The 22,733-nt window shown below is 71.6% G+C and carries 18 protein-coding genes and 2 pseudogenes; 12 read left to right on the top strand and 8 right to left on the bottom strand.

Annotated features, from left to right (window positions below; genetic code table 11):
* Window positions 1–2 precede the first annotated feature (2 nt).
* On the top strand, window positions 3–3,887 hold the full coding sequence (locus ACGFU6_RS05190; RefSeq protein WP_393608143.1) for a DUF5682 family protein: 3,885 nt from the start codon (window positions 3–5) through the stop codon (window positions 3,885–3,887).
* Complete coding sequence (locus ACGFU6_RS05185) at window positions 3,884–5,743, top strand: hypothetical protein (RefSeq protein WP_393608142.1); 1,860 nt, start codon at window positions 3,884–3,886, stop codon at window positions 5,741–5,743. Before ACGFU6_RS05190 ends, ACGFU6_RS05185 begins: the two co-directional genes overlap by 4 nt.
* Window positions 5,744–5,769: 26 nt before the next feature.
* Here ACGFU6_RS05185 and ACGFU6_RS05180 read toward each other — a convergent pair.
* The 6 genes and pseudogenes from ACGFU6_RS05180 to ACGFU6_RS05155 all read right to left on the bottom strand — a co-directional run.
* Window positions 5,770–5,949: pseudogene (locus tag ACGFU6_RS05180) on the bottom strand (DUF5133 domain-containing protein); the annotation flags it as partial.
* Window positions 5,950–6,236: 287 nt separating this feature from the next.
* Window positions 6,237–6,590, bottom strand: a complete 354-nt coding sequence (locus tag ACGFU6_RS05175) for a PRC-barrel domain-containing protein (protein WP_393608141.1) — start codon at window positions 6,588–6,590, stop codon at window positions 6,237–6,239.
* A gap of 422 nt (window positions 6,591–7,012) precedes the next feature.
* Entirely contained in the window at window positions 7,013–7,489 is a 477-nt protein-coding gene (locus tag ACGFU6_RS05170; RefSeq protein ID WP_393608140.1) for a MarR family winged helix-turn-helix transcriptional regulator, read from the bottom strand.
* 52 nt (window positions 7,490–7,541) lie between these two features.
* Window positions 7,542–7,961, bottom strand: a complete 420-nt coding sequence (locus ACGFU6_RS05165) for an STAS domain-containing protein (RefSeq protein WP_393608139.1) — start codon at window positions 7,959–7,961, stop codon at window positions 7,542–7,544.
* On the bottom strand, window positions 7,958–9,052 hold the full coding sequence (locus tag ACGFU6_RS05160; protein ID WP_393608138.1) for a B12-binding domain-containing protein: 1,095 nt from the start codon (window positions 9,050–9,052) through the stop codon (window positions 7,958–7,960). The genes ACGFU6_RS05165 and ACGFU6_RS05160 overlap by 4 nt, the downstream gene beginning before the upstream one ends.
* Window positions 9,049–10,701 carry a PP2C family protein-serine/threonine phosphatase gene (locus ACGFU6_RS05155; RefSeq protein WP_393608137.1) on the bottom strand — a complete coding sequence of 551 codons (1,653 nt, stop codon included), beginning with the start codon at window positions 10,699–10,701 and terminating at the stop codon, window positions 9,049–9,051. The genes ACGFU6_RS05160 and ACGFU6_RS05155 overlap by 4 nt, the downstream gene beginning before the upstream one ends.
* A gap of 482 nt (window positions 10,702–11,183) precedes the next feature.
* On the opposite strand from ACGFU6_RS05155, the gene ACGFU6_RS05150 reads away from it, so the two are divergent.
* From ACGFU6_RS05150 to ACGFU6_RS05135, 4 genes and pseudogenes are all read left to right on the top strand, one after another.
* Window positions 11,184–11,339 (top strand): hypothetical protein, encoded by a 156-nt coding sequence (locus ACGFU6_RS05150; RefSeq protein ID WP_123531410.1) that lies wholly within the window; start codon window positions 11,184–11,186, stop codon window positions 11,337–11,339.
* A gap of 337 nt (window positions 11,340–11,676) precedes the next feature.
* Window positions 11,677–12,954 (top strand): annotated as a pseudogene (locus ACGFU6_RS05145) (alpha/beta fold hydrolase).
* 22 nt (window positions 12,955–12,976) lie between these two features.
* Window positions 12,977–13,630 (top strand): MBL fold metallo-hydrolase, encoded by a 654-nt coding sequence (locus tag ACGFU6_RS05140; protein ID WP_393608382.1) that lies wholly within the window; start codon window positions 12,977–12,979, stop codon window positions 13,628–13,630.
* Between the two features lie 48 nt (window positions 13,631–13,678).
* Entirely contained in the window at window positions 13,679–14,458 is a 780-nt protein-coding gene (locus tag ACGFU6_RS05135) for an exodeoxyribonuclease III (RefSeq protein ID WP_393608136.1), read from the top strand.
* 13 nt (window positions 14,459–14,471) lie between these two features.
* Here the strand turns inward: ACGFU6_RS05135 and ACGFU6_RS05130 are convergent, their stop codons facing one another.
* On the bottom strand, window positions 14,472–14,744 hold the full coding sequence (locus ACGFU6_RS05130; protein WP_393608135.1) for a glutaredoxin domain-containing protein: 273 nt from the start codon (window positions 14,742–14,744) through the stop codon (window positions 14,472–14,474).
* Complete coding sequence (locus ACGFU6_RS05125; protein ID WP_393608134.1) at window positions 14,737–15,957, bottom strand: Cmx/CmrA family chloramphenicol efflux MFS transporter; 1,221 nt, start codon at window positions 15,955–15,957, stop codon at window positions 14,737–14,739. The genes ACGFU6_RS05130 and ACGFU6_RS05125 overlap by 8 nt, the downstream gene beginning before the upstream one ends.
* 506 nt (window positions 15,958–16,463) lie before the next feature.
* On the opposite strand from ACGFU6_RS05125, the gene ACGFU6_RS05120 reads away from it, so the two are divergent.
* From ACGFU6_RS05120 to murJ, 6 genes are all read left to right on the top strand, one after another.
* Window positions 16,464–16,904, top strand: coding sequence for a DUF6278 family protein (locus ACGFU6_RS05120; RefSeq protein ID WP_393608133.1), 441 nt, complete (start codon window positions 16,464–16,466; stop codon window positions 16,902–16,904).
* 158 nt (window positions 16,905–17,062) lie between these two features.
* Window positions 17,063–17,806: an amino acid ABC transporter ATP-binding protein gene (locus ACGFU6_RS05115; RefSeq protein ID WP_393608132.1), complete on the top strand. Its 744-nt coding sequence runs from the start codon at window positions 17,063–17,065 to the stop codon at window positions 17,804–17,806.
* A 14-nt stretch (window positions 17,807–17,820) separates the two neighbouring features.
* Window positions 17,821–18,732: a glutamate ABC transporter substrate-binding protein gene (locus ACGFU6_RS05110; protein ID WP_393608131.1), complete on the top strand. Its 912-nt coding sequence runs from the start codon at window positions 17,821–17,823 to the stop codon at window positions 18,730–18,732.
* Between the two features lie 16 nt (window positions 18,733–18,748).
* Entirely contained in the window at window positions 18,749–19,393 is a 645-nt protein-coding gene (locus ACGFU6_RS05105) for an amino acid ABC transporter permease (RefSeq protein WP_393608130.1), read from the top strand.
* Entirely contained in the window at window positions 19,390–20,262 is an 873-nt protein-coding gene (locus tag ACGFU6_RS05100) for an amino acid ABC transporter permease (RefSeq protein ID WP_393608129.1), read from the top strand. Before ACGFU6_RS05105 ends, ACGFU6_RS05100 begins: the two co-directional genes overlap by 4 nt.
* 491 nt (window positions 20,263–20,753) lie before the next feature.
* The gene (gene murJ, locus ACGFU6_RS05095) at window positions 20,754–22,442 is read left to right on the top strand and encodes a murein biosynthesis integral membrane protein MurJ (protein ID WP_393608380.1); all 1,689 of its coding nucleotides are present in this window, start codon (window positions 20,754–20,756) and stop codon (window positions 22,440–22,442) included.
* Window positions 22,443–22,733: the final 291 nt, after the last annotated feature.

Genomic DNA, 22,733 nt, shown 5'->3' with positions numbered 1-22,733 from the left:
GGATGAGCGAGCCGATCACCCACGGGACGCGGTCCACCGCGCAGGAACCGTCCACCGCGCAGGAACCGCCCACCCCGCAGCAGCCGTCCACCGGCCCGGCGGCCGGGCCCGCCACCCCGGAAGCCGCGGTGGCGGCCCTCGCGGCGACCGGACCCGGGTTGCCGTTCCTGATCGGGGTGCGCCACCACGCGCCCTCGCTGGCCGCCGTCCTCCCGGCGCTGCTGGACGCGGCGGCCCCCGATGTCCTCCTCGTCGAACTGCCCGCCGAGTTCCAGCCCTGGCTGGGCTGGCTCGCCCACGAGGAGACCGAGGCCCCGGTGGCGCTGGCCGCCGTACTCGCCGAGGGCCCCGGAACCGGTTCGGCAGGCGAACGGGGTCCGGCTTTCTACCCGTTCGCTGACTTCTCGCCCGAACTGGCCGCTCTGCGCTGGGCGGCGAGAAACGGGATCCCAGCGGTGGCCTGCGATCTTCCACTGGCCGACCGGGCGTGGGCCGGCGGCGGTCCGGACACCGCTGCCCCCGTCCCGGGCGCCGGCTCCACGCCCGTACCGGGGGAGGGGCTCGGGCTGTCGGACGCGCTCCGGTCCCGGCTCACCGGCCGGGACGGTGACGACCTGTGGGACCGGCTGGTGGAGGCCCTCGCGCCCGGGTCGACGCCCGAGGCGCTCCGCCGTGCCGCCCTGCTCACCGGCTGGGCGCTGCGCCACGAGGCCGAGGCGCGGGACGGGGTGCACGGCACGGACCTGGCGCGTGAGGCGTGGATGCGCGGACATGTCGCCGAGGCACTGGCGAGCGGGCGGCGGCCGGCCGTGGTGGTGGGAGCGTTCCACACCCCGGCACTCCTGACCCCCGCCGGATCCGCCGAGGACCCGGCTGGGGACGCCTGCGCCGCCACACCCGAGCCGGGTGCGGACGGCCGGGCGAACGCCGCCCCCGGGGCGGCGACGTGCACGGTCTCCCTGGTCCCGTACACGTACCCCCTGCTCGACTCACGGTCCGGCTACCCGGCCGGCATCCGGGACCCGGAGTGGCAGCACACGGTCCTGGACGCCGCCGGGGACCCTGCCGCACTGCACGAGGCGCTGATCCGCACCGCGGTCCGCGTCTGCGCCGCCCTGCGCGAACAGGGCCACCCCTACGGCCCGGCGGACGGCCGGGAGATCGTCCGGGTGGCCGGGGACCTGGCCCGGCTGCGAGACCTGCCCGCGCCCGGCCGAGGTGAACTCCTGGAAGCCGTACAGACGGTGCTGGGGCGGGGCGAGACCTACGGCACGGGCCGCGCCGTCGCCGGCGCCCTCGAACGCGTACTCGTCGGAGCCCGCACCGGACGGCCCGCGCCCGCCGCTCCGCGCGGCGGGCTGGGCCCCGCGGTCGAGGCCGAGGCCGAGGCGCTCACCCTCCCCGGCCCGCAGGACGCGCACGAGAGGACACCGCGCGATCTCCGGCTCGACCCGGCCCGCTCCACCCTGGACCGGCGCCGCGAACTGCTGCTGCGCAGAATGACGGTGTGCGGCATCCCTTACGCGCAGGAACAGGGGGTGACCGGTGCGGCGGGCACGGAAGGGCTCACGACGCGCTGGCAGGTGCGGTGGACCCCGGCGACGGCCGCGATGCTCACCGCGGCGGGGGCCCGCGGCGTCACCCCGGTCCAGGCGGCCGAGGGAGTGCTGCGGCAGCGGCACGCGGCTGAGCGTGCGGAGGGAGGTCCGACACCCGCCCAGGTCGTCCGCGGCCTCACGCAGGCCGCCGGGTGCGGGCTCCCCTCCCTGGTGGACGAACGGCTGACGGAACTGGCCGCCGTACTCCCCGCGAGCGGCACCCTTCCCGAACTCCTGGGCGGGCTCGACCTGCTGGACCGCCTCGACGCCGGGCACCTTTCGGGCCTGGCCGCGCCCGACGACCACCCGGCCCCGGCCTCGGACGCCACAGACGCAGGTACAGGCACAGACGCAGACCCAGCTACGACTACAGGTACTGCCTCTGCCGCTGCCTCCGCGCGTGCCGCCCGCACCGCACACGCGGCCGAACTCCTCACCTCGGCCGCGGTCCGTCAGGTCGACGGTCTGACCGGTTCCGAGGAGCCCGAGGACGCCCGTGCGCTGCTCGAACTCTCGCAGCGGGCCGACCGGGTGGGCGGCATCCGGCTCACCGGCGCCCTCGCCCGGCTGACCGCCGAGGGGACCCCGTTGATCGCCGCGGCCGCCGGTGCGGTCAGGGTGCTCACGGGCCACGATGAGGCCGAGGCCTTCGGAGGGCGCGTCGCCTCGTGGGTGGACGGAGCCGTCGACACCGCGTCCCGGGCCGCGCTCACCGCCCGCCTCACCGGCGTCCTGACGGTGGCGGGCCCGCTCCTGGCCGTCGGCGTCGGCACCCTGGACCCCTTGCTGCACCGGGTCGTCGAGCTGGACGACACCGCGTTCCTGGCCCGGCTGCCGGCCCTGCGCGGTGGCTTCGACACCCTGAGCCCGGCAGCCCGGGACCGGCTGCTGGACACCATCGAGGAGCGGCTGGGCGAACGGGTCGACAGCCTCAACGGGGACGACCCGGCCGAGCTGGCCCGCCGAACGGCCGCCGACCTCGCGGCCCGCGAGCTCCTGACCGGCTTGGGCCTGCCCGTCCCGCCCCCGGCGCACGACGACCGGTTCGCACCCCTGCCCGGACACCGCGCGACACCGGGCCCCACCGTCACACCCGCCACAGAGCCTGCCGCGCGGACCCCCGCCACCGCGACCGCTCCCGAGCGGATCCTCGAACCCGCCACCGAGCCGGCTCCCGCGCGGACCCTCGCACCCGCCGACCGGTGGAGGCTCGTGCTCGGCCGGCGTCCCGAACACCTGCCTGCCGGCTCCGCCCGTCTGGCGACCGCTCTGGACGAGCTCTACGGTGCGGGGCACGGCGAGGGATCCCGCGGCAGTCTGCCCGGACCCGGCAGGCGTGGTGGCCGGGAGCCGTCGTTCCCCGGCGTCCGCGAGTGGTCCGAGGAACTGGCCGCGCTGTTCGGCGGCGGCATCCGCGAGGAGGTACTCGCCGCCGCAGCCGCGACAGGCCGCCGGGACGTCCTCGCAGAGCTCGACCCGGCTGCCGCCACCGCCTCCGTGGAACTGCTCCGGACGATCCTGCGGTACGCGGGCGGCCTCCCCGAAGCCCGCCTCGCGGCCCTCCGGCCTCTGGTCAGCCGCTTGGTCGAAGAGCTGACCCGGCAGCTCACCACCCGGCTGCGGCCCGCGCTCACCGGCACGATGGCGGCCCGGCCGACCCGCCGCCCCGGCGGGAGGCTGGACCTGCCGCGCACACTGCGAGCCAACCTGGCCACCGCCCGCCGGACGGCCGACGGCACGGTCCAGGTGATCCCGGAGCATCCGGTGTTCCGCAGTCGCGTCCGCCGGTCGGCCGACTGGCGCCTGATCCTGGTCACCGATGTCTCCGGATCCATGGAGGCGTCCACGATCTGGTCCGCGCTGACGGCCTCCGTGCTCGCCGGGGTGCCTACTCTGAGCACCCATTTCCTCGCCTTCTCCACGGAGGTCGTCGACCTCACCGGTCACGTGCACGATCCCCTCTCGCTCCTGCTGGAGGTGAGCGTGGGCGGGGGCACGCACATCGCCGCCGGACTGCGGCACGCCCGCAGCCTGATCGCGGTACCCAGCCGCACCCTCGTCGTCGTCATCAGCGACTTCGAGGAAGGCGCGCCGCTCGGCGGACTGCTGGCCGAGGTACGGGCCCTGGTGAACACCGGCTGCCACGTCCTCGGGTGCGCGAGCCTCGACGACGCCGGCCGGCCGCGCTATTCGACGGGCGTCGCCGGACAGGTCGTGGCCGCCGGCATGCCCGTGGCAGCCCTCAGCCCACTCGAACTGGCCCGCTGGATAGGGGAGAAGACCGCATGACCGCCCAACTGCCGCCTGTCGCACCGGAGGTCACAGCCACACTGGTGGAGAACCTCTCACCCCGGCTGCGCAAGCGGCTGGACGCGGCGGTCACCAAGCTCGGCGCCCGCCCGACGCGCCGCGACGGGGACACGGTGGTGATCGCCGTCGACGACGAGACGGAGTTGCGCCTCCACGCACCGGGCGGTGCGGTCGCGTCGGCGGAGGCCATCGAATGCGGTTGCCTCCTCGCCCCGGCGTGCGTCCACCGCGCGGCCGCCGCCTGTGCCGCCCCCACGGCGGTCCCCGCGCCGGAGCCGGACGACCGGGCCACCCACGCGGCCCCCGACCACGACCCCGCCCGCACAACGGACTCAGCCCCCACTCCCGCCCCCACCGCCAACTCCGGCCCCGAATCGGCTTCTTCGCCCGAGGTGGCGAGCCCGGCCCAGCGTGTCGCGGCCGACGCCCTGTGGGCGGCGGGCGCCGCCGTGCTGGAGGCCGGCGTCGACGGGGCAGGCGCCGTCACCCAGGCCGCCCTCCTCCGGGCCGCCCACACCGCCCGGCTCCGGCAACTGCCGCGCGCCGCGGGCGCCGCGCTGTCCGTCGTCACACTGCTGCGGGCGGCCCGCGCCGGGGATCCGTCCTACCGCACCGCCGACCTCGTCACGGCCCTGGCCGAACTCCTGGGCACCGCACACCGGCTCGGAATCGCGTCCGGGGCGGAGCTGGCCGCAGCCAGAGGCCGCGCGCGCCGCCCGTACACCCCGGACGGCTCGCTGCGCCTGTACGGACTGTTCACCGAACCGGTGGTCACCGACTCGGGGCACGGCGGCGTCCGCACCTGGGTCGCCGGATCCGACGGCCGCCTCTGCACCGTCGGCGACGTGGCACCCGGCGGCGCGGCGCGCGCCCTGGGCGTGGCGGACCGGGCCGTGCGCCTGGGGGACAGTGCGCTCACCCATCGCGAGCTGGGCCGGGCCGGCCTGGCGGTCTCGGGGGCGACGGTCTCCCCGGACGGCAGGCTGGGAGCCGGGAAGGGCGTCAAAGCAGTCACCGCCCGGGGCGCGGCGTGGACGGAGCCGCCGCTCGCGGCCCTGTGGGAGGCACCGCCGTCCGAACAGGCCGCCCGCGCCCTTCGGTCGACCTCCCGCTACGCGGACCCGGACGGCGGCGGCAGCGACCTGATCTTCCTGGACGTCGAACTCCTCGGCGCCGTACGGGAGCCGGGCGGCGCCTGCCTGCTCGCGCTGAGTGAGGGCAACATTCCCGTCCGGCTCACCGTGGCCGACGACGACCCCGCCCTTGCTCATCGCGACAACCTGATGCTGCTGGCCACGGCGCCGGGGACACGGCTGAGGATCATCGGCCGCCTCGTGCCCGCCCCGCACCCCCGGCTCACCCTCCTCGCCTGCGCGCACCCCACCGGCGAAGGCACGATCGACCTCGGCCTCGACCGCCTGCGCCGCGCCGACCTCCCGGGCCCGGCCGCCCCCGGACACCCCGCGCCGCCACCGCCCGGAGAGTCCGGCGCCCACTCACCCCTTTACCTCCTGGAGCGCCGGGTCGAACAGGCAGTCCCGGCGGGCCGCGCCGCCCTCGGCATGCTCGGAGACGTCACCGCCGAGACCCGTCGCATCAGCCGCGCGGGCCTGCCCACGGCCGCCGGACTCCTGGCCGCGCTGTGCGCCTCGGCGGCCCAACGCGACCGCGACCACTTCGGCCGCCTCCTCCCCGCCGACACCGACGGCTTCGCCCTGCACTGGCTCACGGCGGCCCGTTACACGGCCTCCGTGGCCGAGTCGCTGTGCGCGGCGGCCTGGAATCCGGGGAGGCGGTGGCCGCCGTTGCCCGGTGCTTCGGCCACCAGGTCATAGCTGGTGCACTGCGATGCCTGTCGGCATCAGGCCGTGAGTCGCACATCCGAGGAGGCGACCTCCGCGTCGGCCGGCGAGGCGAGCTGTTGCTTCGCTGCCGCGAGCGCTTCCTCCACGGCGCGGGTGCCGGTGGTCACGCACAGCGTGTAGGACACGTCCTGCAGTTCCTGGTCCGTCGGCGGCGTGCGCTGCTGAGAGTTCAGAAGCCGGAGCGTCTCCTACCGGCCGACGAGACTCCGCAGGATCATGGGGTGCGCGATCAACACAGAAGTCCCTTTCGGTGTATGGGCTGCCAACGTCCTCGTGCCCCAGAAGGCGTAGACCAATCAGTCGGCGTTCGAGTCCGTTTCCGCCCACGGGTGCTCCGCCCACGTTTCCGTATCGGAAGTCGCCCGGAGGAGGAGAGAGGAGATACGTCCCTTGCGGGAACAGGAAGCGGGGCCGGCACAGAACGAGTCTGGCCGGCCCCGCCTCATGAGGTCGTGCGGTGCGTTCAGGAGCGGCGGTGGCTCTGGTAGTAGCCGCCGACCTGCTCGTGGTATCCCGCGTCTCCCACATGCTTGTCCTTGTCGAACTCGGGCGAGTGCTTGATCTGGTCCTTGGTGAGGTCGACGAGGATCTTCCGCTCGCCCGTGTCGATGGTGCGTACGGTGCCGGCGGGCAGCAGTACGTGCTTGCCGAAGATCCAGACACCGGTGTCGACCACGAGGTACGCGGAGTTGACGTCGTCCGAGTGCTTGTCGACCTTGCCGATGCTTCCGTCGGTCGCCTCGACCTTGTAACCGATCAGGTCGGTGCCCGCGGTGTGGCCGGTGGTCGGCTGGTAGCCCCAGATGTTGTCACTCATATAACGACTCCCTCATTGAGACTCTGGTTCACTCAAAGGCGTTGGCCGTTGAGTCGGTACGGCGTCACCCGAATTGCAGTGACGGCGTTCCCTGTAAATCGCGTGCCCCGTGCTCCTTCCCTCACACATGGTTTTTTCAGGAGCGGGAGAAGAACGCGGCGGGGCAGTACGCACTGCCCCACCTCAGACGACGATGACCTACTGCCGGCCCTTTCCTGCTCGTGAGCGTGAAACCGGGTGGGCCCCGACGCCGTAGTCACGTCGGGGCCCACCCGGTGAATCTGCTGTGCGCCGTCTGCCGGCGGTGAACGAGAACAATAGGAACCATATTGTCTGTGTGCGGCTGTATTAGCGCGCAATCACCATTCTCGGTTCGCGCTGTTCCGAGCAGGAGCAGGAGCAGGAGCAGGAGCAGCCGGGGTTCAGCTCCTGGCCTTCGTGTCGGCGGCTGCGCAGAGAGCCGTGTGCAAGGCCGTCAGTCCTTTGGCCAGTGCCCGGCGTTCCGTGCTCGGCAGTGAGCCGATGACGTGGAGCAGCGCGGTTTCGCGTTGGGTGCGGACCGCTTCGAGGTGGGACTTTCCCGCTCCGGTCAGGCGCAGGACGACTTCGCGGCGGCTGTGCGGGCATGGGCGTCGTTCCAGGAGTCCCATGGTCTGCAGGCGGTCGCACAGGCGGCTGACTGAGGAGGGCGCCGTGTCGAGGAGCTGACCGAGGGCGCGCATGCGGATTCCGTCGTCGCGGTCGACAAGACAGAGCAGTTGAAGTTGTGAGGTGGAGACGGGGGCCGGATCAGCCGTTGCGCGAACGCGTTCCAGCGGGATGTCGAGGAGCTCGAGGACACGGGAGACGGCGCGGGCGGCGTCCCGGGTGAGTGCTTGCGCGGCAGGTTCTTGCGGCACGTGATTCCCATCGGCTCAGCTGGTGGCCTGTCCACGCCCCGGGGCGCGGGCATCAGGCGCTGTGGTCCGGCCCTGTGTCGCCCGGTCCGCGTCTGAGGTGCTGTTCATCGGCGCCGGTGGAGTCGTCGGCGGCACTGACGGGGGGCGCCGTGAGGTGGGCGAGCGTGCCGGTGATCGTCAGCATGCGGTCCAGGGCCGAGGGGCGCTCGTCCAGGTGGAGGCGGACGCCGGCCCCGGTGGCGCGGCGGCGGATCATCAACAGGATCGAGAGGCCCGTGGAATCGGTGGTGCCGAGTCCCGCGAAGTGGAGGTGTAGGTCGAGCAGGTGGGGGTTGTCGGCGAGTTTGCCGTTGGCCGTGGCCAGGAGCTGGTCGGCGTTGTCGTAGTCGAGGTCGCCCTGGATTTCGATGCGGACGGTGGTTTCGGTGTCCACGGTCGTCAGGCGCAGGTGGCTGGGGGGCGTCGTTGTCATGCGGTGTTCCCGACAGGGACGAGGGCGGCGGAGGTGAGGCGTTCGATGCCGAGCCGGAGGATTCGGGTGGCGCGGGGGAAGTCCTTCAACTCGTCGGCGAGGACCTGCAGGGCCGGCGGCAGGCTGTGCGGCGGAACGTTGCGAGCGGCGAGGATGCCGCTGGTCCAGGTGAGGAAGTCCGCGAAGAGGTCGTCGTCGCCGGTGTAGAGGGCGATACCGAGGAACTCCACGATGTGGACGAGGTCCGCCGCGGTGTGTTCACGCTGCTGGTCGTTGTAGGCGCGCATGGCGGGGAAGCGGGACTCCAGGCCGGTGAACACCGTACGGACCAGGGTCGTGCTGCTGCGGGCGACCAGGGTGAATTCCTGGTCGGCCAGGTGGGGCAGGTCGTCGATCGGCTGGTGGTTCGGCTGTGGACGGGGCAGCGGGCCGAGGGCGAGGCGTTCGGCGGCGGCGCGGGCATCGGGCGCCCAGCCATCGGCGCCCAGCAGGCGGGCGTAGCGGCCGTCGGCTCCGAAGGCGGCACCGCCGACGAGTACGGGTACGCCGACGGCCTGGCAGGCGGTGATCGCGGCGTGAGCGGTGGGCAGCCGGGTGGAGATCGAGCTGGAGAGCGCGACCGCGTCGCAGTTGGTTCGGTGCAGATGCGCGATCAGGTGCGGAGTGGGCACCTGTGCTCCGAGGTAGTCCACGTGCCAGCCCCTCAGTTTCAGTACCTCGGCCAGAATGCGGGCCGGCAGGGCGTGCCACTCGCCGTCGACGCAGGCCACCGTGATCCTTCCCCGTTCGGCGGTGGTGCGGGAGGCGGGGTGCAGGGACAGTGCGGCCACGGCGCGGTCGTTGATCGCGGTGGCGGTGTGTTCAGAAGCGACGCTGAGTCGATTCGCGGCCCATTCCTCACCCACCCTGCCCTGCACCCGAGCGATGACGTCGAGCAGTACGCTCTCCGCGTCGAGGCCCTGTTCCAGGGCGCGCGTCACCACCTCGGTCGCGGCGTGCTCGTTCCCGTCCGTGACGGCCTTCCACAACCCATCCACCCACCGGCGGGGTGTTCGGCCGTTCTGTGCGGAGTGGAAGGCGTTGGTGCTCATGCGGTGTACCTGCCCCGAGTGTGACCGTTCACCGCGCTCAGATGGTGAGAGCGGGGAGCGGAGATCACCACGATGGCCATGTCGTCGTGGCGGCCCTTGCCGACCCACTCCGAGGCGAGCATCTGGATCCGTTCCACGATCCCCTCCGCCGGCATGCCCGTGCACTCCGACAGCGAGCGGCGCAGACGCTCCTCCCCGAACAGTGTCTCGCCGAGGGGCCCGCCGCGGGCCTCTGTGATCCCGTCCGTGTAGAGGACGCAGGTCTCCCCGGGCGCCAGGGTGAGCGCCGTGCTGCTGGAGTGGGCGTCGGGGATCGCCCCGACCAGAGTGCCCAGCGTCTCCGCTTCCTCCACCTCGCCGTCGGTCCGCAGGATCAGCGGTGCGAGGTGCCCGGCGCTGGTCAGCGTCAACCGCACCTCGTGTCCCTCACGGATCGCCGAGGCCAGGACCAGCGTCGCGAAGCGGGTGTGGTGGGAGTCCAGGAGTGATGTGTTGAGCAGACTGAGCATCCGCTGGTGGTCACCGGCCATGGGCAGCAGGGCGTGCAGGGTGTTGCGGATCTTGCCCGTCAGCACCGCGGCTTCCAGTCCCTTGCCGCACACGTCCCCCAGCACCACCAGCGAAGCCTCGCCCTCGGTCGCGGAAGGGTGTACGTCGTAGAAGTCCCCGCCGATCCGCTCGTGGTCCTCAGAAGGCCGGTAGCCACCGGCGAAGTCGACCCCGGCCACTTGGTGAAGTGAGGGCGGGAGCAGTTCACGCATCAGGACTTCCGTGATCGCCGACTGCTCCGCGTACAGGCGCGCGGCCGACATGGCGGCACCCGCCCGCGCGGCGAACAGCCGGGCGAACACTTCCTCGCGTTCGGTGAACGCCGGGTTCTCCGAATGGCGCAGCAGAACAAGTGCTCCCGCCGGCACCCCGTGCCCCGGCAGCGGAGTGATCACGATCGAACCGACCTTCCCGAACCCCTCGGGCACCAGCCACGCAGGGGCGACGGCAGGGTCGAGCCAGCGGGAGGGCACCGGCGGGAACCCCTGCAAAGCCTCTCCCAGGCCCGGCACTTCATCCGGATCGACCCGAGGGTGTGACATCACGGGGCTGCCGCCGCGCAGACACGTCACCATCGGCAGGTGGTGTGCCCGGGAGGGGACGACGACCAGGGCCGCATCGGCGAGGTGTTCGGCAGCCATCTGCGCGGTGACGTCCATGCACCGGTCCAGGTTGAGGGACGAGAGCAACAGGTTCGACGAGTGCGTCAGAAACGCGGTGCGCTCGCGCTCCACTGCCAGAGCGTCACGCGCCAGGCGGCAGTCCGTGTCATCGACCAGCCACCACGACACGGTGTCATCGGCGTGGACGGTCGGATGCGCCTCGAAGGTTCGCTCGCCCACAGCGCCCGAGAACACCTCGCTGTCGGTGGACTCCTGGGACTGCGCACCGACTCTTTCGTGCGCACGCCACAGCCAGGAGGGAACGGCGTCCGCCATGACGGCACCCGGCCGGGCCTGGGGCAGGAGGGCCCCCGCTGTGTCGTTCACGAGCACCAGGGCGCCCCTGGCGTCCACGATCAACACCGGGCAGGGAGCGGCACTCCACGGAGAGTCCGCCTGTCCGCCCACGCCGACTGCCGCTTGGGTCGAAATACCCATACACAGAGGACCCGCTGTGCGAATCCCTCACCTCATCAGCTCGAAGAAAGTTTGCTGTACGGAAACACTCCCGCACGATCTACGAAGTTTGCAACCGCCCTCGGACGGGGTAGCCGGGGGGCTGCGAAACGGGTGGGGCAGGTCGGCGGCCGATGCGTCGCGGTCCGCGCCGCCGACCGTTCGCCGGATGATCACGTGACAGATCCCCGGGACAAGCCTCGGCGTCGCAGCCGTAGTCCTTGCCGCTGAGCAGTACGTCGGGCCCGCCGCGGGGCTCGCTTGCCGACACCGTGATTCACCCCGACTCGGCTTTGGATCGGAAAGGGATGTGTGAGCCTGCAGGCGCAGGGCAGACGGAGGGCGAGACAGTAATCCGGTTACTTTCGATGCGAAGACAGCCAGAATGAACCGGCCGATTGCGCTGAGCCCGCTGCAGAGCGGATTCTCGTACGCGGAACAAGAAACTGATGATGGGAAATGACATGATTCTTCTCGGTGCGATTCTGCTCATAGTCGGCTTGCTCGTCGGCGTTTCGCTGCTGACTACCGTCGGTGGAATTCTCGTCGTCGTGGGCGCCGTACTGTGGATCCTTGGCTCCACCGGACGCAAGGTCGGCGGGCGCAAGCATTACTTCTAGTCCCGGCTCTTCATGAGTTCTCGTCAATTCGGTGACAGGAACCACGTTGTTTGCGCGGTGCGGAATCCTGGCGCCTGGCAGGGACGCTGCCGGGCTCGGCCCCGGAGACCCCCAGTGGGGGGGTGCAATCCGGGGCCGCCAGGAACGTGCCGGGCCAGTGAGACGCTGAGTCATACTCGCCTGGGCGGTGAGCCACACCCTGTGCCGTGAGCATCTCGCGCTCGGACCTCTGTGAGCAGACCTGCCTGCGCCGGAGCGCAGCAAGCTCGGCTGGTCCACCTCGGCCGGGTCCACCCCGGCGGCGTGACTCTTTGCGAGTGATGAGAGGGTCGGACGGGTGAGCGAGACACTACCGAACACCCTCCAATACCGCTTTGACGGGCCAGAAGACGCTCCGGTCCTGGTGATCGGCCCCTCCCTGGGCACCACCTGGCACATGTGGGACCGGCAGATAGCCGAGCTCACCCAGCACTGGAGAGTCTTCCGCTTCGACCTCCCGGGCCACGGCGGCGCACCCGCCCGCCCGGCCACCGCCGTGGGCGAACTCGCCGACCGGCTGCTCGCGACCCTCGACGGCGTGGGCGTCCAGCGCTTCGGATACGCGGGCTGCTCCATCGGCGGCGCGATCGGTGCCGAGCTCGCGCTGCGGCACCCGGACCGGGTCGCGTCGCTGGCCCTGGTGGCCTCCTCGGCCCGGTTCGGCAGCGCCGACGAGTTCCGGCAGCGCGGCGTCATCGTCCGCACCAACGGGCTGGAGCCGATGGCCCGCGCCGCCCCCGAGCGGTGGTTCACCTCGGGGTTCGCCGCCGCACAGCCTGCCATCGTGTAGTGGGCCGTCCAGATGGTCCGGACCACCGACCCCGGGTGCTACATAGCCGCCTGCGAGGCCCTCGCCGCCTTCGATATCCGTGGCGCACTTGACCGGATCGGCGTCCCCACGCTCGTCCTGGTCGGGGCCGAGGACAAGGTCACCGGCCCCGGCGACGCCCGCACCCTGGTCGCGGGCATCCCCGACGCCCGACTGGCCCTGGTCCCCGGCGCCTCGCACCTGGCCCCGGTCGAGCAGCCCGGAGCCGTCACCGATCTACTGCTCACCCACTTCTCCGCCGCCTGGCAGGACACCCAGGCGGCCATTCCGGCGCTCACCTACGCCCCGCGGCTCTCCGCCCCCGTACTGCCCGTCGCGGAGATCACCGCGGCCACCGCGCGGCCCGCGGACCCCTCGCAGGGGCGCACGGATCCGTACCCGCAGGGCATGCGGATCCGCCGCGAGGTGCTCGGGGATGCCCACGTGGACGGCGTCACGGCCGCCTCGGACGGCTTCACCGACGACTTCCAGGAGCTCGTCACCCGCTATGCCTGGGGCGAGGTGTGGAGCAGGGAGGGGCTGGACCGGCGCATGCGCAGCACCGTCACGCTCACCGCGCTGGTCGCCTCCGGGCACCTGGAGAGCCTGGCCGCACATGTCAGCGCGGCCCTGCGCAACGGCCTCACCCCGGTCGAGATCCGGGAGGTCCTGCTGCAGACGGCCGTCTACTGCGGCATTCCGGCGGCGAGCGCGGCCTTCACGATCGCGCAGTCGGTGATTCAGGCCGAAACGACACCGCCCGCGTAGCAGGATGGGGCACATGAACGCTGTGAACCCCGAGCCGTTCGCGCTCACGCTGACCAAGAAATCCCACTCCTGCATCCGTCTGGAGAAGGGCGGGCGCACGCTCGTCATCGACCCGGGCGGTTTCTCGGAGCAGGACGCCGCGGTCGGCGCCGAGGCGATCCTGGTCACGCACGAGCACCCCGACCACTTCGACGAGGAGCGGCTGCGGGCCGGTCTGGAGGCAAGTCCGGGTGCCGAGATCTGGACCCTGCGCAGCGTGGCCGATCAGCTGGGCGCGGCGTTCCCGGGGCGCGTCCACACCGTCGGCCACGGCGACACCTTCACGGCAGCCGGGTTCGACGTGCAGGTGCACGGCGAACTCCACGCGGTGATCCACCCGGACATCCCGCGGATCACCAACATCGGCTTCCTGGTGGACGACTCGCTCTTCCACCCCGGTGACGCGCTCACCGTGCCCGACCAGCAGGTCGACACCCTGATGCTCCCCGTGATGGCCCCGTGGAACAAGATCTACGAGGTCATCGACTACGTACGCGAGGTCGCGCCGCGCCGCGCCATCGACATCCACGACGCGCTGCTCACCGATCTCGCCCGCCCGATCTACGACAGCCAGATCGGCGGCCTCGGCGGAACCGACCACGGACGGCTGGCGCCGGGGGACTCCACGGGCGTGTGAGGGGCGGCGCCCCGGCGGCTGTCAGTGGGAGCCGCTAGGTTTACGTACATGCGCATCGCCACCTGGAACGTCAACTCGATCACCGCCCGCCTGCCCCGGCTGCTCGCCTGGCTGGAGAGCACCGGCACCGACGTGCTGTGCATCCAGGAGACCAAGTGCACCGCCGAGCAGTTCCCCACCGAGGCGCTCCGCGAGCTCGGCTACGAGTCCGCGGTCAATGCCACCGGCCGGTGGAACGGGGTGGCGATCGTCTCCCGGGCCGGCCTGTCCGACGTCGTGACGGGGCTGCCGGACGGCCCCGAGTACGACGGCGTTCAGGAGCCCCGCGCGATCAGCGCGACCTGCGGCCCGCTGCGCCTGTGGTCGGTGTACGTCCCCAACGGCCGCGAGGTCGAGCACGAGCACTACGCGTACAAGCTGCGCTGGTTCGAGGCGCTGCGCAAGGCGGTCGCGGCGGACGCGGCGGGGGCGCTGCCGTTCGCGGTCATCGGTGACTACAACGTCGCCCCGACCGACGAGGACGTCTGGGACCCGGCCCTCTTCGAGGGCGCCACCCACGTCACACCCGCCGAGCGGGCCGCCCTCGCCGCGCTGCGCGAGGAGGGCCTCTCCGACGTCATGCCGCGCCCCCTGAAGTACGACCGCCCGTACACCTTCTGGGACTATCGCGAGCTGCGCTTCCCGAAGAACAAGGGCATGCGGATCGACCTCGTCTACGGCAACGCCCCGTTCACCGCCGCCGTTACGGACAGCTATGTGGACCGCGAGGAGCGCAAGGGCAAGGGCGCGTCCGACCACGCCCCGGTGGTCGTCGACCTCGACCTCTGAGCACGGCCGGTGCTCAGGCGTCCGGTCCGGGCGCCCGAGTCGCCGCCGCGGCCGCCATCACCTGGCGCTTCGACGGGTTGACCATGGCCTTCCCGCCCACGGTCACCGTCGGCACGGTCTCGTTCCCGTCCGCCACGGAGCGGACGAACGCGGCGGCGTCGGGGTCGCGCCAGATGTTGACCTCGGTGTACTCCAGCTTTGTGAACCGCAGCCGCAGGCGCAGATTCATGCAGTACGGGCAGCCGGGGCGCCAGTAGACGACAACCCCGGCACGGTCCTCAGCCACTCGAACTCCCCTGCTCGTACGTGTGCGCGTGTGCGTCGGATCCTAGTGCCGACGACGGTGACGACGCCGGTGCCGGACGGCAGGCATGCGCGGCCAGGGCGGCACCGAGCGCCAGGACCATCAGCAGCGCACTCACCCAGAGCGGCGCCCGGAACCCGTACCCCGCACCGATCGCGAGCCCGCCGAGCCAGGGCCCGAGCGCGCCGCCCACATTGAACGCCGCGGTGGCGAACGACCCCGCCAGGCTCGGCGCTCCGTCCGCCAGCCGGAACACGTGCGAGATCAACGCGGTGCCGGTGCCGAACGCCAGCATCCCCTGGACCGGAACGAGCGCGGTCACCGCGACGGGGCTCCCCGCCGTGCACGCGAGCAGGGCCCAGCCCAGGGTGAGCGACACCAGCCCGGCGGCGGTCAGCGCGACCGGCCGGGAGTCGATGACCCGGCCGCAGACGGTGACCCCGATGAACGAGCCCGCCCCGAACAGGGCGAGCAGCACCGGCACCCATGCGGAGCCGACCCCGGTGACATGGGTGGCGAGCGGTTCCAGATACGAGAACGCGCAGAAGGTCGCGCCCTGGACCAGGGCGCTCGTCAGCAGCGTGAGCCGCAGCCCGCGCCCCGCCAGGCTGCGCAGTTCGGAGCGGGCGCTCGGCAGGGCGGACAGGGGCCGCCCCGCCGGAATCGCCGCCGCGATCACGGCGATCGCCGGCAGCGACACGAGGGCCACGGCCCAGAACGCCGCCCGCCACCCCCACTGCCCGCCCAGCCACGCCCCTGCGGGTACCCCCGCCACGCAGGCGACGGTGACACCCCCGACCACCACGGAGGTGGCGCGGGCCCGCCCCCCGGGCCCGGCCAGGGCGACAGCGGTCACCAGCGCGACCGCCCAGAAGCCGGCGTTCGCCAGCGCGCCGAGGACGCGCGTCGCGAGCAGCAGGCCGTAGCTGGAGGTGACCGCGCCGATGACATGGACGGCCGCGAAGACGCAGAGGAAGAACAACAGGGCACGCCGGCGCGGCCAGTTGCGTCCCAGCAGCGCCATCAGCGGCGAGCCGATCACGAGCCCGACGGCGAACGCCGAGGTCAGCAGCCCCGCGGCGGGGATGGAGACGTGCAGGTCGGCGGAGATGCCCGAGAGCAGGCCGGACAGCATGAACTCGGAAGTGCCCTGGGCGAAGACGGCGAGCCCGAGCGCGTATACGGAAAATGGCATGAAGGAACCCCATGGACGGCTGATGGACAGAACCGGACGGGGATGCGGGGCCGCACCCGCTCGCATCGGCGAGCGGCAACACGGCGCAACGGCCGGCGCCACGGTGGCCGTGAGAGACGGCGCGCCGGCGGAGCCGTTACCGCCGGGGGATCCTCACCCCGGCGCGTATACCGAAAAAGGCAACCCGCAACCGCTTGGGTCCGGGGCGGCAGCCGTAGGTGACCGGGGCGGACGGGGTCCGGCCGGTCCGGAAGCCACCGGGGACCGGTGGCTAGGTTCTGTCGGACTCGGGGCTGCGCATGACGGCGAAGATATCAGCGCGTGCCGGGCCGCCACCACCGCTGTACCGGTTCGGTGGGTGGCCGCGGAGCAGCAGCCGCCCGTGTCCGGGGGAGCGCCGGGGTGTGTCCGGGCGAATTCGCGACGTACTTCAGGTGTTCAGCGCTCGAACGGCAGGCCGCGCGTCCTGTGGTGCGGATGACTGCCGGGATGCGACCCTGAGCAGTATGAACATCCCTTTCTTGGACAACTGGCGGAAGCGTCACGACGGTACGCCGGAGGCGGGGCTCGCCGCCGCCGTCGACGCCGATCCGGAAGGCGTGGCCCAGCTGCTCGCCGAATGTGACCTGCTCCGCGTCCGGGCGGGGGAGCGCGGGCTCGAACTGGACGACAACCCTGCCTCGTTGGCGGCGCTGGACCAGCTTCCGCCGCGCTGGCGCGACGACCCGGAGGAGCTGCCCTGGCTCGGCAACGACGCGGGCCTCTACCTGGGCACCGTACTGGTCCGTAACGTTCCCGGCGCGCACTGGCACATCTGGCCGAGCGGTCAGCCCGTGGTGCGGCTCGCGTCCGGACGTGAGATCGATGTGGTCGAGGCCGGTCTCGGCTGGGCGATGTCCGGCAGCCCTGAGCTGTCCCAGCTCTACTCGGAGTCGGCCGAGGGCTGAGGCGGCGGCCGCCCGGACCGGGGGCCCGCCGGGCCACTTCGCGGCCCGGCGCGATAAAAAGCCTTATGCCCTATTTACGCGTGTCGGGTGTGAAGTCCCTTGCCGGGATGGATAGTTTGCGCTGACCTGGACCAAGCGACAAGTGGGTAGGGCAGCGTATGGCCGTCGATCCGTTGATCGAGCTGCGTGACGTCAATAAGTTCTACGGAAAGTTGCACGTACTGCAGGACATCAATCTCACCGTCGGCCGCGGAGAGGTGGTGGTGGTCATCGGCCCCTCGGGCTCCGGCAAGTCAACGCTCTGCCGGACGATCAACCGGCTCGAAACGATCGAGTCGGGCCACATCACGCTCGACGGCAGACCGCTTCCCGAGGAGGGCAGGGGGCTCGCGGAGCTGAGGGCCGAAGTCGGCATGGTCTTCCAGTCGTTCAACCTGTTCGCGCACAAGACCGTACTGGCGAACGTCTCGCTCGCCCAGCTCAAGGTCCGCAAGCGGAAGAAGAACGAGGCCGACCAGCGCTCCCGGGAGCTCCTGGAGCGGGTGGGACTCGCCTCGCAGGCCGACAAGTTCCCGGCCCAGCTCTCCGGCGGCCAGCAGCAGCGCGTGGCCATCGCCCGCGCCCTCGCCATGGACCCCAAGGCGCTCCTCTTCGACGAGCCCACCTCTGCGCTCGACCCGGAGATGATCAACGAGGTGCTGGAGGTGATGCAGCAGCTCGCCCGGGAGGGCATGACGATGGTCGTCGTCACGCACGAGATGGGCTTCGCCCGCTCCGCCGCCAACCGGGTCGTCTTCATGGCCGACGGCCGCATCGTCGAGGACCGCGTCCCGGAGGAGTTCTTCACCGCACCGCAGAGCGACCGCGCCAAGGACTTCCTGTCCAAGATCCTCAAGCACTGACGGGAGGTCCCGCGTTGCGTACGAGAAAAGTACTGGCCGCCTGTGCCGCCCTCCTGCTGGCCGTCCTCGCCGCCGGCTGCGGCAAGGACGGCAGCCCCCCGGTGAAGGGACCGAAGGCCGAGGCGCTGCCCGTGTACCGCGTCGACACCGGCTTCCGGCTGCCGGACTCCAGCACCTGGACCAAGGCGAAGAAGCGCGGATACCTGCGGGTGGGCGCCAAGGAGGACCAGCCCTACCTGGGCGAGAAGGACCCCGCCACCGGGGTCTACTCCGGCTTCGACATCGAGATCGCCCGGATGATGTCGGCCTCCCTCGGCTTCGACCCGAAGACGGTCCGGTTCAAGACGATCGCCTCCGCCAACCGCGAGACGGCGCTGCAGAACGGTCAGATCGACTACTACGTCGGCACCTACACGATCAACGACATGCGCAAGAAGCTCGTCGGGTTCGCCGGGCCCTACTACATGGCCGGGCAGGGGCTGCTGGTCCGCACCGACGAGAACGACATCCACGGCCCGCAGGACCTGGCCGGCAAGACGGTCTGCTCGGCCGCGGGCTCGACCCCGTACCAGCGGATCGCCGCCGACTACCCCAAGGCCGATCTCGTCTCCTACGACACCTACTCCATCTGTGTCGACAACCTGCTGACCTACCAGGTCGACGTCGTCACCACCGACGACGCGATCCTGCTGGGCTTCGCCGCCAAGGCGCCCGACGAGATGAAGGTCGTCGGCAAACCGTTCTCCGAGGAGCCGTACGGCATCGGCGTCCCGCGCGGCGACAACGCCCTGCGGGCCGCACTCAACGACGCGCTGGAGACCAACGAGAAGAACGGCAACTGGAAGAAGGCCTACGAGGCCACGCTCGGTCTCTCCGGGGCGCCCGCGCCGAAGCCGCCGCCCATCGACCGCTACCCGGCGACCTGAGAGGACGACCAGAACCATGGACGTACTCACCGAGAACTTCTCGCTCTACGGCAAGGGCTTCCTCGGAACCCTCGAACTCACCGTCTACGCCTCGATCCTGGCGATGGTCCTCGGCTTCGTGATGGCCTCCTGCCGGGTGGCGCCCGTCGGCTCGTTCCGGGTACTGGGCACGGCCTGGGTCACGGTGCTGCGCAACACCCCGCTGACCCTGCTCTTCTTCGCCGTACTGCTGGGCCTGCCGCGCTTCGGCCTCGTACTGCCGTTCAAGGTCTTCGCGGTCATCGCACTCGGCTGCTACACCTCCGCCTTCATCTGCGAGGTGCTGCGCTCCGGCATCAACACCGTGCCCACCGGCCAGGGTGAGGCCGCGCGCAGCCTCGGGATGACGTTCGGGCAGACACTCGGCAACGTGGTGCTCCCGCAGGCCTTCCGCTCGGTGATCCCGCCGATCGGCTCGACGCTCATCGCACTGGCCAAGAACTCCGCGATCGCCGGGGCGTTCAGCGTCACCGAACTGCTCGGCACCTACAAGACCCTCAACGAGCTGGGATACAGCATCATCTGGACCTTCGTCTGGATCGCCGTCGGCTACCTGATCATCACGCTGTCCATCAGCGCGGTCTTCAACGTGATGGAGAAGCGCTGGGGGGTCGACCGATGACCTCCCACTCCGCACCCTCCGCCACCGCGCTCTACGACATCCCCGGACCACTGACCCGCAAACGGCACCTCGTCTACGGAGTCGTCTCGACCGTCCTGATCCTCGCCCTCGTCGGCTGGGTCATCTACCTGCTCTTCGACACCGACCAGTTCACCAGCGCCAAATGGACACCCTTCGAGTACAAGGGCATCCAGGAACTGCTGCTGCGCGGCCTCGGCAACACCCTCAAGGCGTTCGCGTACGCCGCGGTGCTCTCCCTGGCCCTCGGGGCCGTCCTGGCCGTCGGGCGGCTCTCCGACCACCGGCCGGTGCGGTGGGTGGCCACGGTCCTCGTCGAGTTCTTCCGCGCCATGCCCGTGCTGGTGATGATCTTCTTCGTCTTCGTCGCCCTGAAGGTCCAGCCGCTGCCGGCGCTCGTCGCCGGACTGACGCTCTACAACGGCTCGGTGCTCGCCGAGGTGTTCCGCACCGGCATCAACTCGGTGGAACGCGGCCAGCACGAGGCGGCGTTCGCCCTGGGCCTGCGCAAGACGCAGGTCACCACCTTCGTCCTGGCCCCACAGGCGGTCCGCGCGATGCTGCCCACCATCATCAGCCAGCTGGTGGTGGCACTGAAGGACACCTCGCTGGGCTATCTGATCACTTACGAGGAATTCCTTCACGCCGGGAAGCTCATCGCCTCCAACCTCGACTACGATCTTCCCTTCATCCCCGTGGTGATGGTGATCTCGCCGATCTACATCGGGATGTGCATGCTGCTCTCCTGGTTCGCGACCTGGGTGGCCAAGCGACAGCGGCGCAATCCGAAGACGGAGGCGGTGGACGTCGCACCGGCCGGCCCAGGAACGCTCCCGCCGGGAGCGCAGTAGCCGGGTACCGCCTCGCGGTGGTACCCGGGAGCGGTGCCCGCCCGGCAGCAGCCGGTGATCACTTCTCGCGCCACGGCACGGACCGCACGACGGTCCGCGCCTGCGAGGGGAAGGTCAGCTGTGAGCCGGCCGGGCTGTGCTCGGTGCGCAACGGGCCGACGGTGTCGGCCATCGGGGCGCGTCGGTGACCGGCCGGGTCGCCGTGGGAGCCGGAGAACCACTCCGGGCCCACGGGGAACGGCCGGCCCGGCGTCCGCCCGCGACACTCCGCCGGGACCACGGACCGATCGGGCCCGAGCGAGCACACCGGCGCCGATCCGGGCGCCCCGCGTCCGGTATTCTCCCCCCTTCGATCCCGACGACCACCCTCCTCGCCCCGCAGGCGGCCACCGAGGAGAGGTCGTGGAGACCCTCGGAGAGTGGGAGACATCGGTGCGCGCAGCAGTCGGCAACACCCGGCCCCGGATGTCCCGGGCCCGCCCGGCGCGCCGGTGACGGCCTCGGACGCGGCCACCGGGGCCGCCACCCAGGAGCACGAGCAGCCGGCCTCCCGTTCGGTGCTGCGCAGCGGCGCCGTCATGGCCGCCGGATCCGTCGTCTCGCGGGCCACGGGGTTCATACGCTCGGCGGTCGTCGTCGCCGCACTCGGCACCGGACTGCGGGCCGACGGCTACACGGTCGCCAACACCCTGCCCAACATCCTGTACATGCTGCTGATCGGCGGCGCCCTCAACGCGGTGTTCGTCCCCGAACTCGTCCGGGTCGCCAAGGAGCACACCGACGGCGGGACCGCCTACACCGACCGGCTCCTCACCCTCTGCACGGCCGGGCTCCTCGCCCTCACCGCGCTCGCCGTCGTCGCCGCCCCACTGATCATCTCCCTGTACGCGCCCACCTACGAAGGGGACCAGGCCGAACTCACCATCGCCCTGGCCCGCTACTGCCTGCCCCAGATCCTCTTCTACGGACTCTTCACCCTCCTGGGCCAAGTCCTCAACGCACGCAACAGGTTCGGGGCGATGATGTGGACCCCGGTCCTCAACAACGTTGTGATCATTGCCGTGTTCGGGCTCTACCTCTGGACCGCGGTGGACTCCGACGGCAGCCTCACCTCCGCGCAGGCCCGGTTGCTCGGCTGGGGGACCACCGCCGGGATCGCCGTGCAGACCCTGGCGCTCGTACCCGCCCTGCGCGCCGCGAAGTTCCGCTGGCGGCCGAGGTTCGACTGGCGCGGCAGCGGTCTCACCCGGCCGCTGCGCGCGGCCGGCTGGCTCGTCATGCTCGTGCTGACCAACCAGGCCGCCTACTGGGTGGTGACCCGGCTCTCCACCGCGAGCGGCCAGCACGCGGTGGACCAGCACGTGGCGGGCGGCGCGGGCTACACCGCGTACAGCTACGCCTACCAGCTGTGGGTGGTGCCGCAGGGCATCGTGACCGTCAGCCTCGTAACGGCCCTGATGCCCCGGATGAGCCGGGCGGCGGCAGGGGGCGACCTGGCCGGGGTTCGGCGGGACGTCTCGTACGCGCTGCGGACCTCGGCCGCGGTGGTGGTCCCGGCCGCCGCCGCGCTGCTCGCGCTCGCGCCGTGGGTGGTGGGGGCGGTGTTCGGCTACGGACAGACGGGCCCGGCCGACATCACCGTGATGGCGGGCATGATGGCCGCCTTCGCGCCGGGGCTCATCGCCTACTCCGGGCAGTACGTGCTCTCCCGCGGGTTCTACGCGATGAGCGACACCCGTACCCCGTTCCTCCTGAACCTGGTCATCGCGGCGCTCAACGCCGGCCTCGCGGTCGCCGCCTATCTGCTGCTGCCCGCGCGCTGGGCGGTCACCGGGATGGCCGGGGCGTACTCCGTCGCGCTGTTCGCCGGATTCGCCGTCACCGCGTACGTGCTGCACCGCAGGCTCTCCGGAAGCGGCGGGCAGCGGCCGTCGCTGCCGCGCTCACCCGGAGTGCGGGCGCACGCGCGGCTGGTGGCCGCCTGCGTGCCGGCGGGGCTGCTGGCGTACGCGGCGGCCCGTGCCGTCGACACGGCGGGGCCCGGGCTCCGCGACTTCGGCGCGGCGGGCACCGGGACGGCGGTCCTCCTCCTGGTCGTTGCGCTGCTGGCCCGGCCGCTGCGGCTGACCGAGGTCAGTACCGCGCTGGCGGCCGTACGGAGCCGGCTGCGGCGGGGCTGAGCCCCCTCAGCGGCTCAGCCCGCGCGGTGCGGGTGCCGGTGCCTGCGCCGCCCTGTTGTTGCCGTGTGCGCGCGCCGGCCGCTCGAAGCTGCGGGCCAAGACCGGGCGGGCCTCCCGGCCGGCGGTCAGCCGCGCGAGCCGCACGTACGCCGTGGCGTGCGCGGCATCACGGGCAGGGGCCGGCGCAGTGCCCCTGCTGGACGGTTGGACTTTCCGGTACGACCTGTTGGAGGTTCACCGCGACGCCGTACGAAATCCTTCCCCGCGCCACCCGGCTTGGTTAGCTTCCCG

Origin of the sequence: Streptomyces sp. NPDC048462, assembly GCF_043200175.1 — a bacterium.
GTDB lineage: Bacteria > Actinomycetota > Actinomycetes > Streptomycetales > Streptomycetaceae > Streptomyces.
The sequence above is the reverse complement of the archived record's forward strand: the minus strand, read 5'-3'. Positions and strand labels throughout refer to the sequence as shown.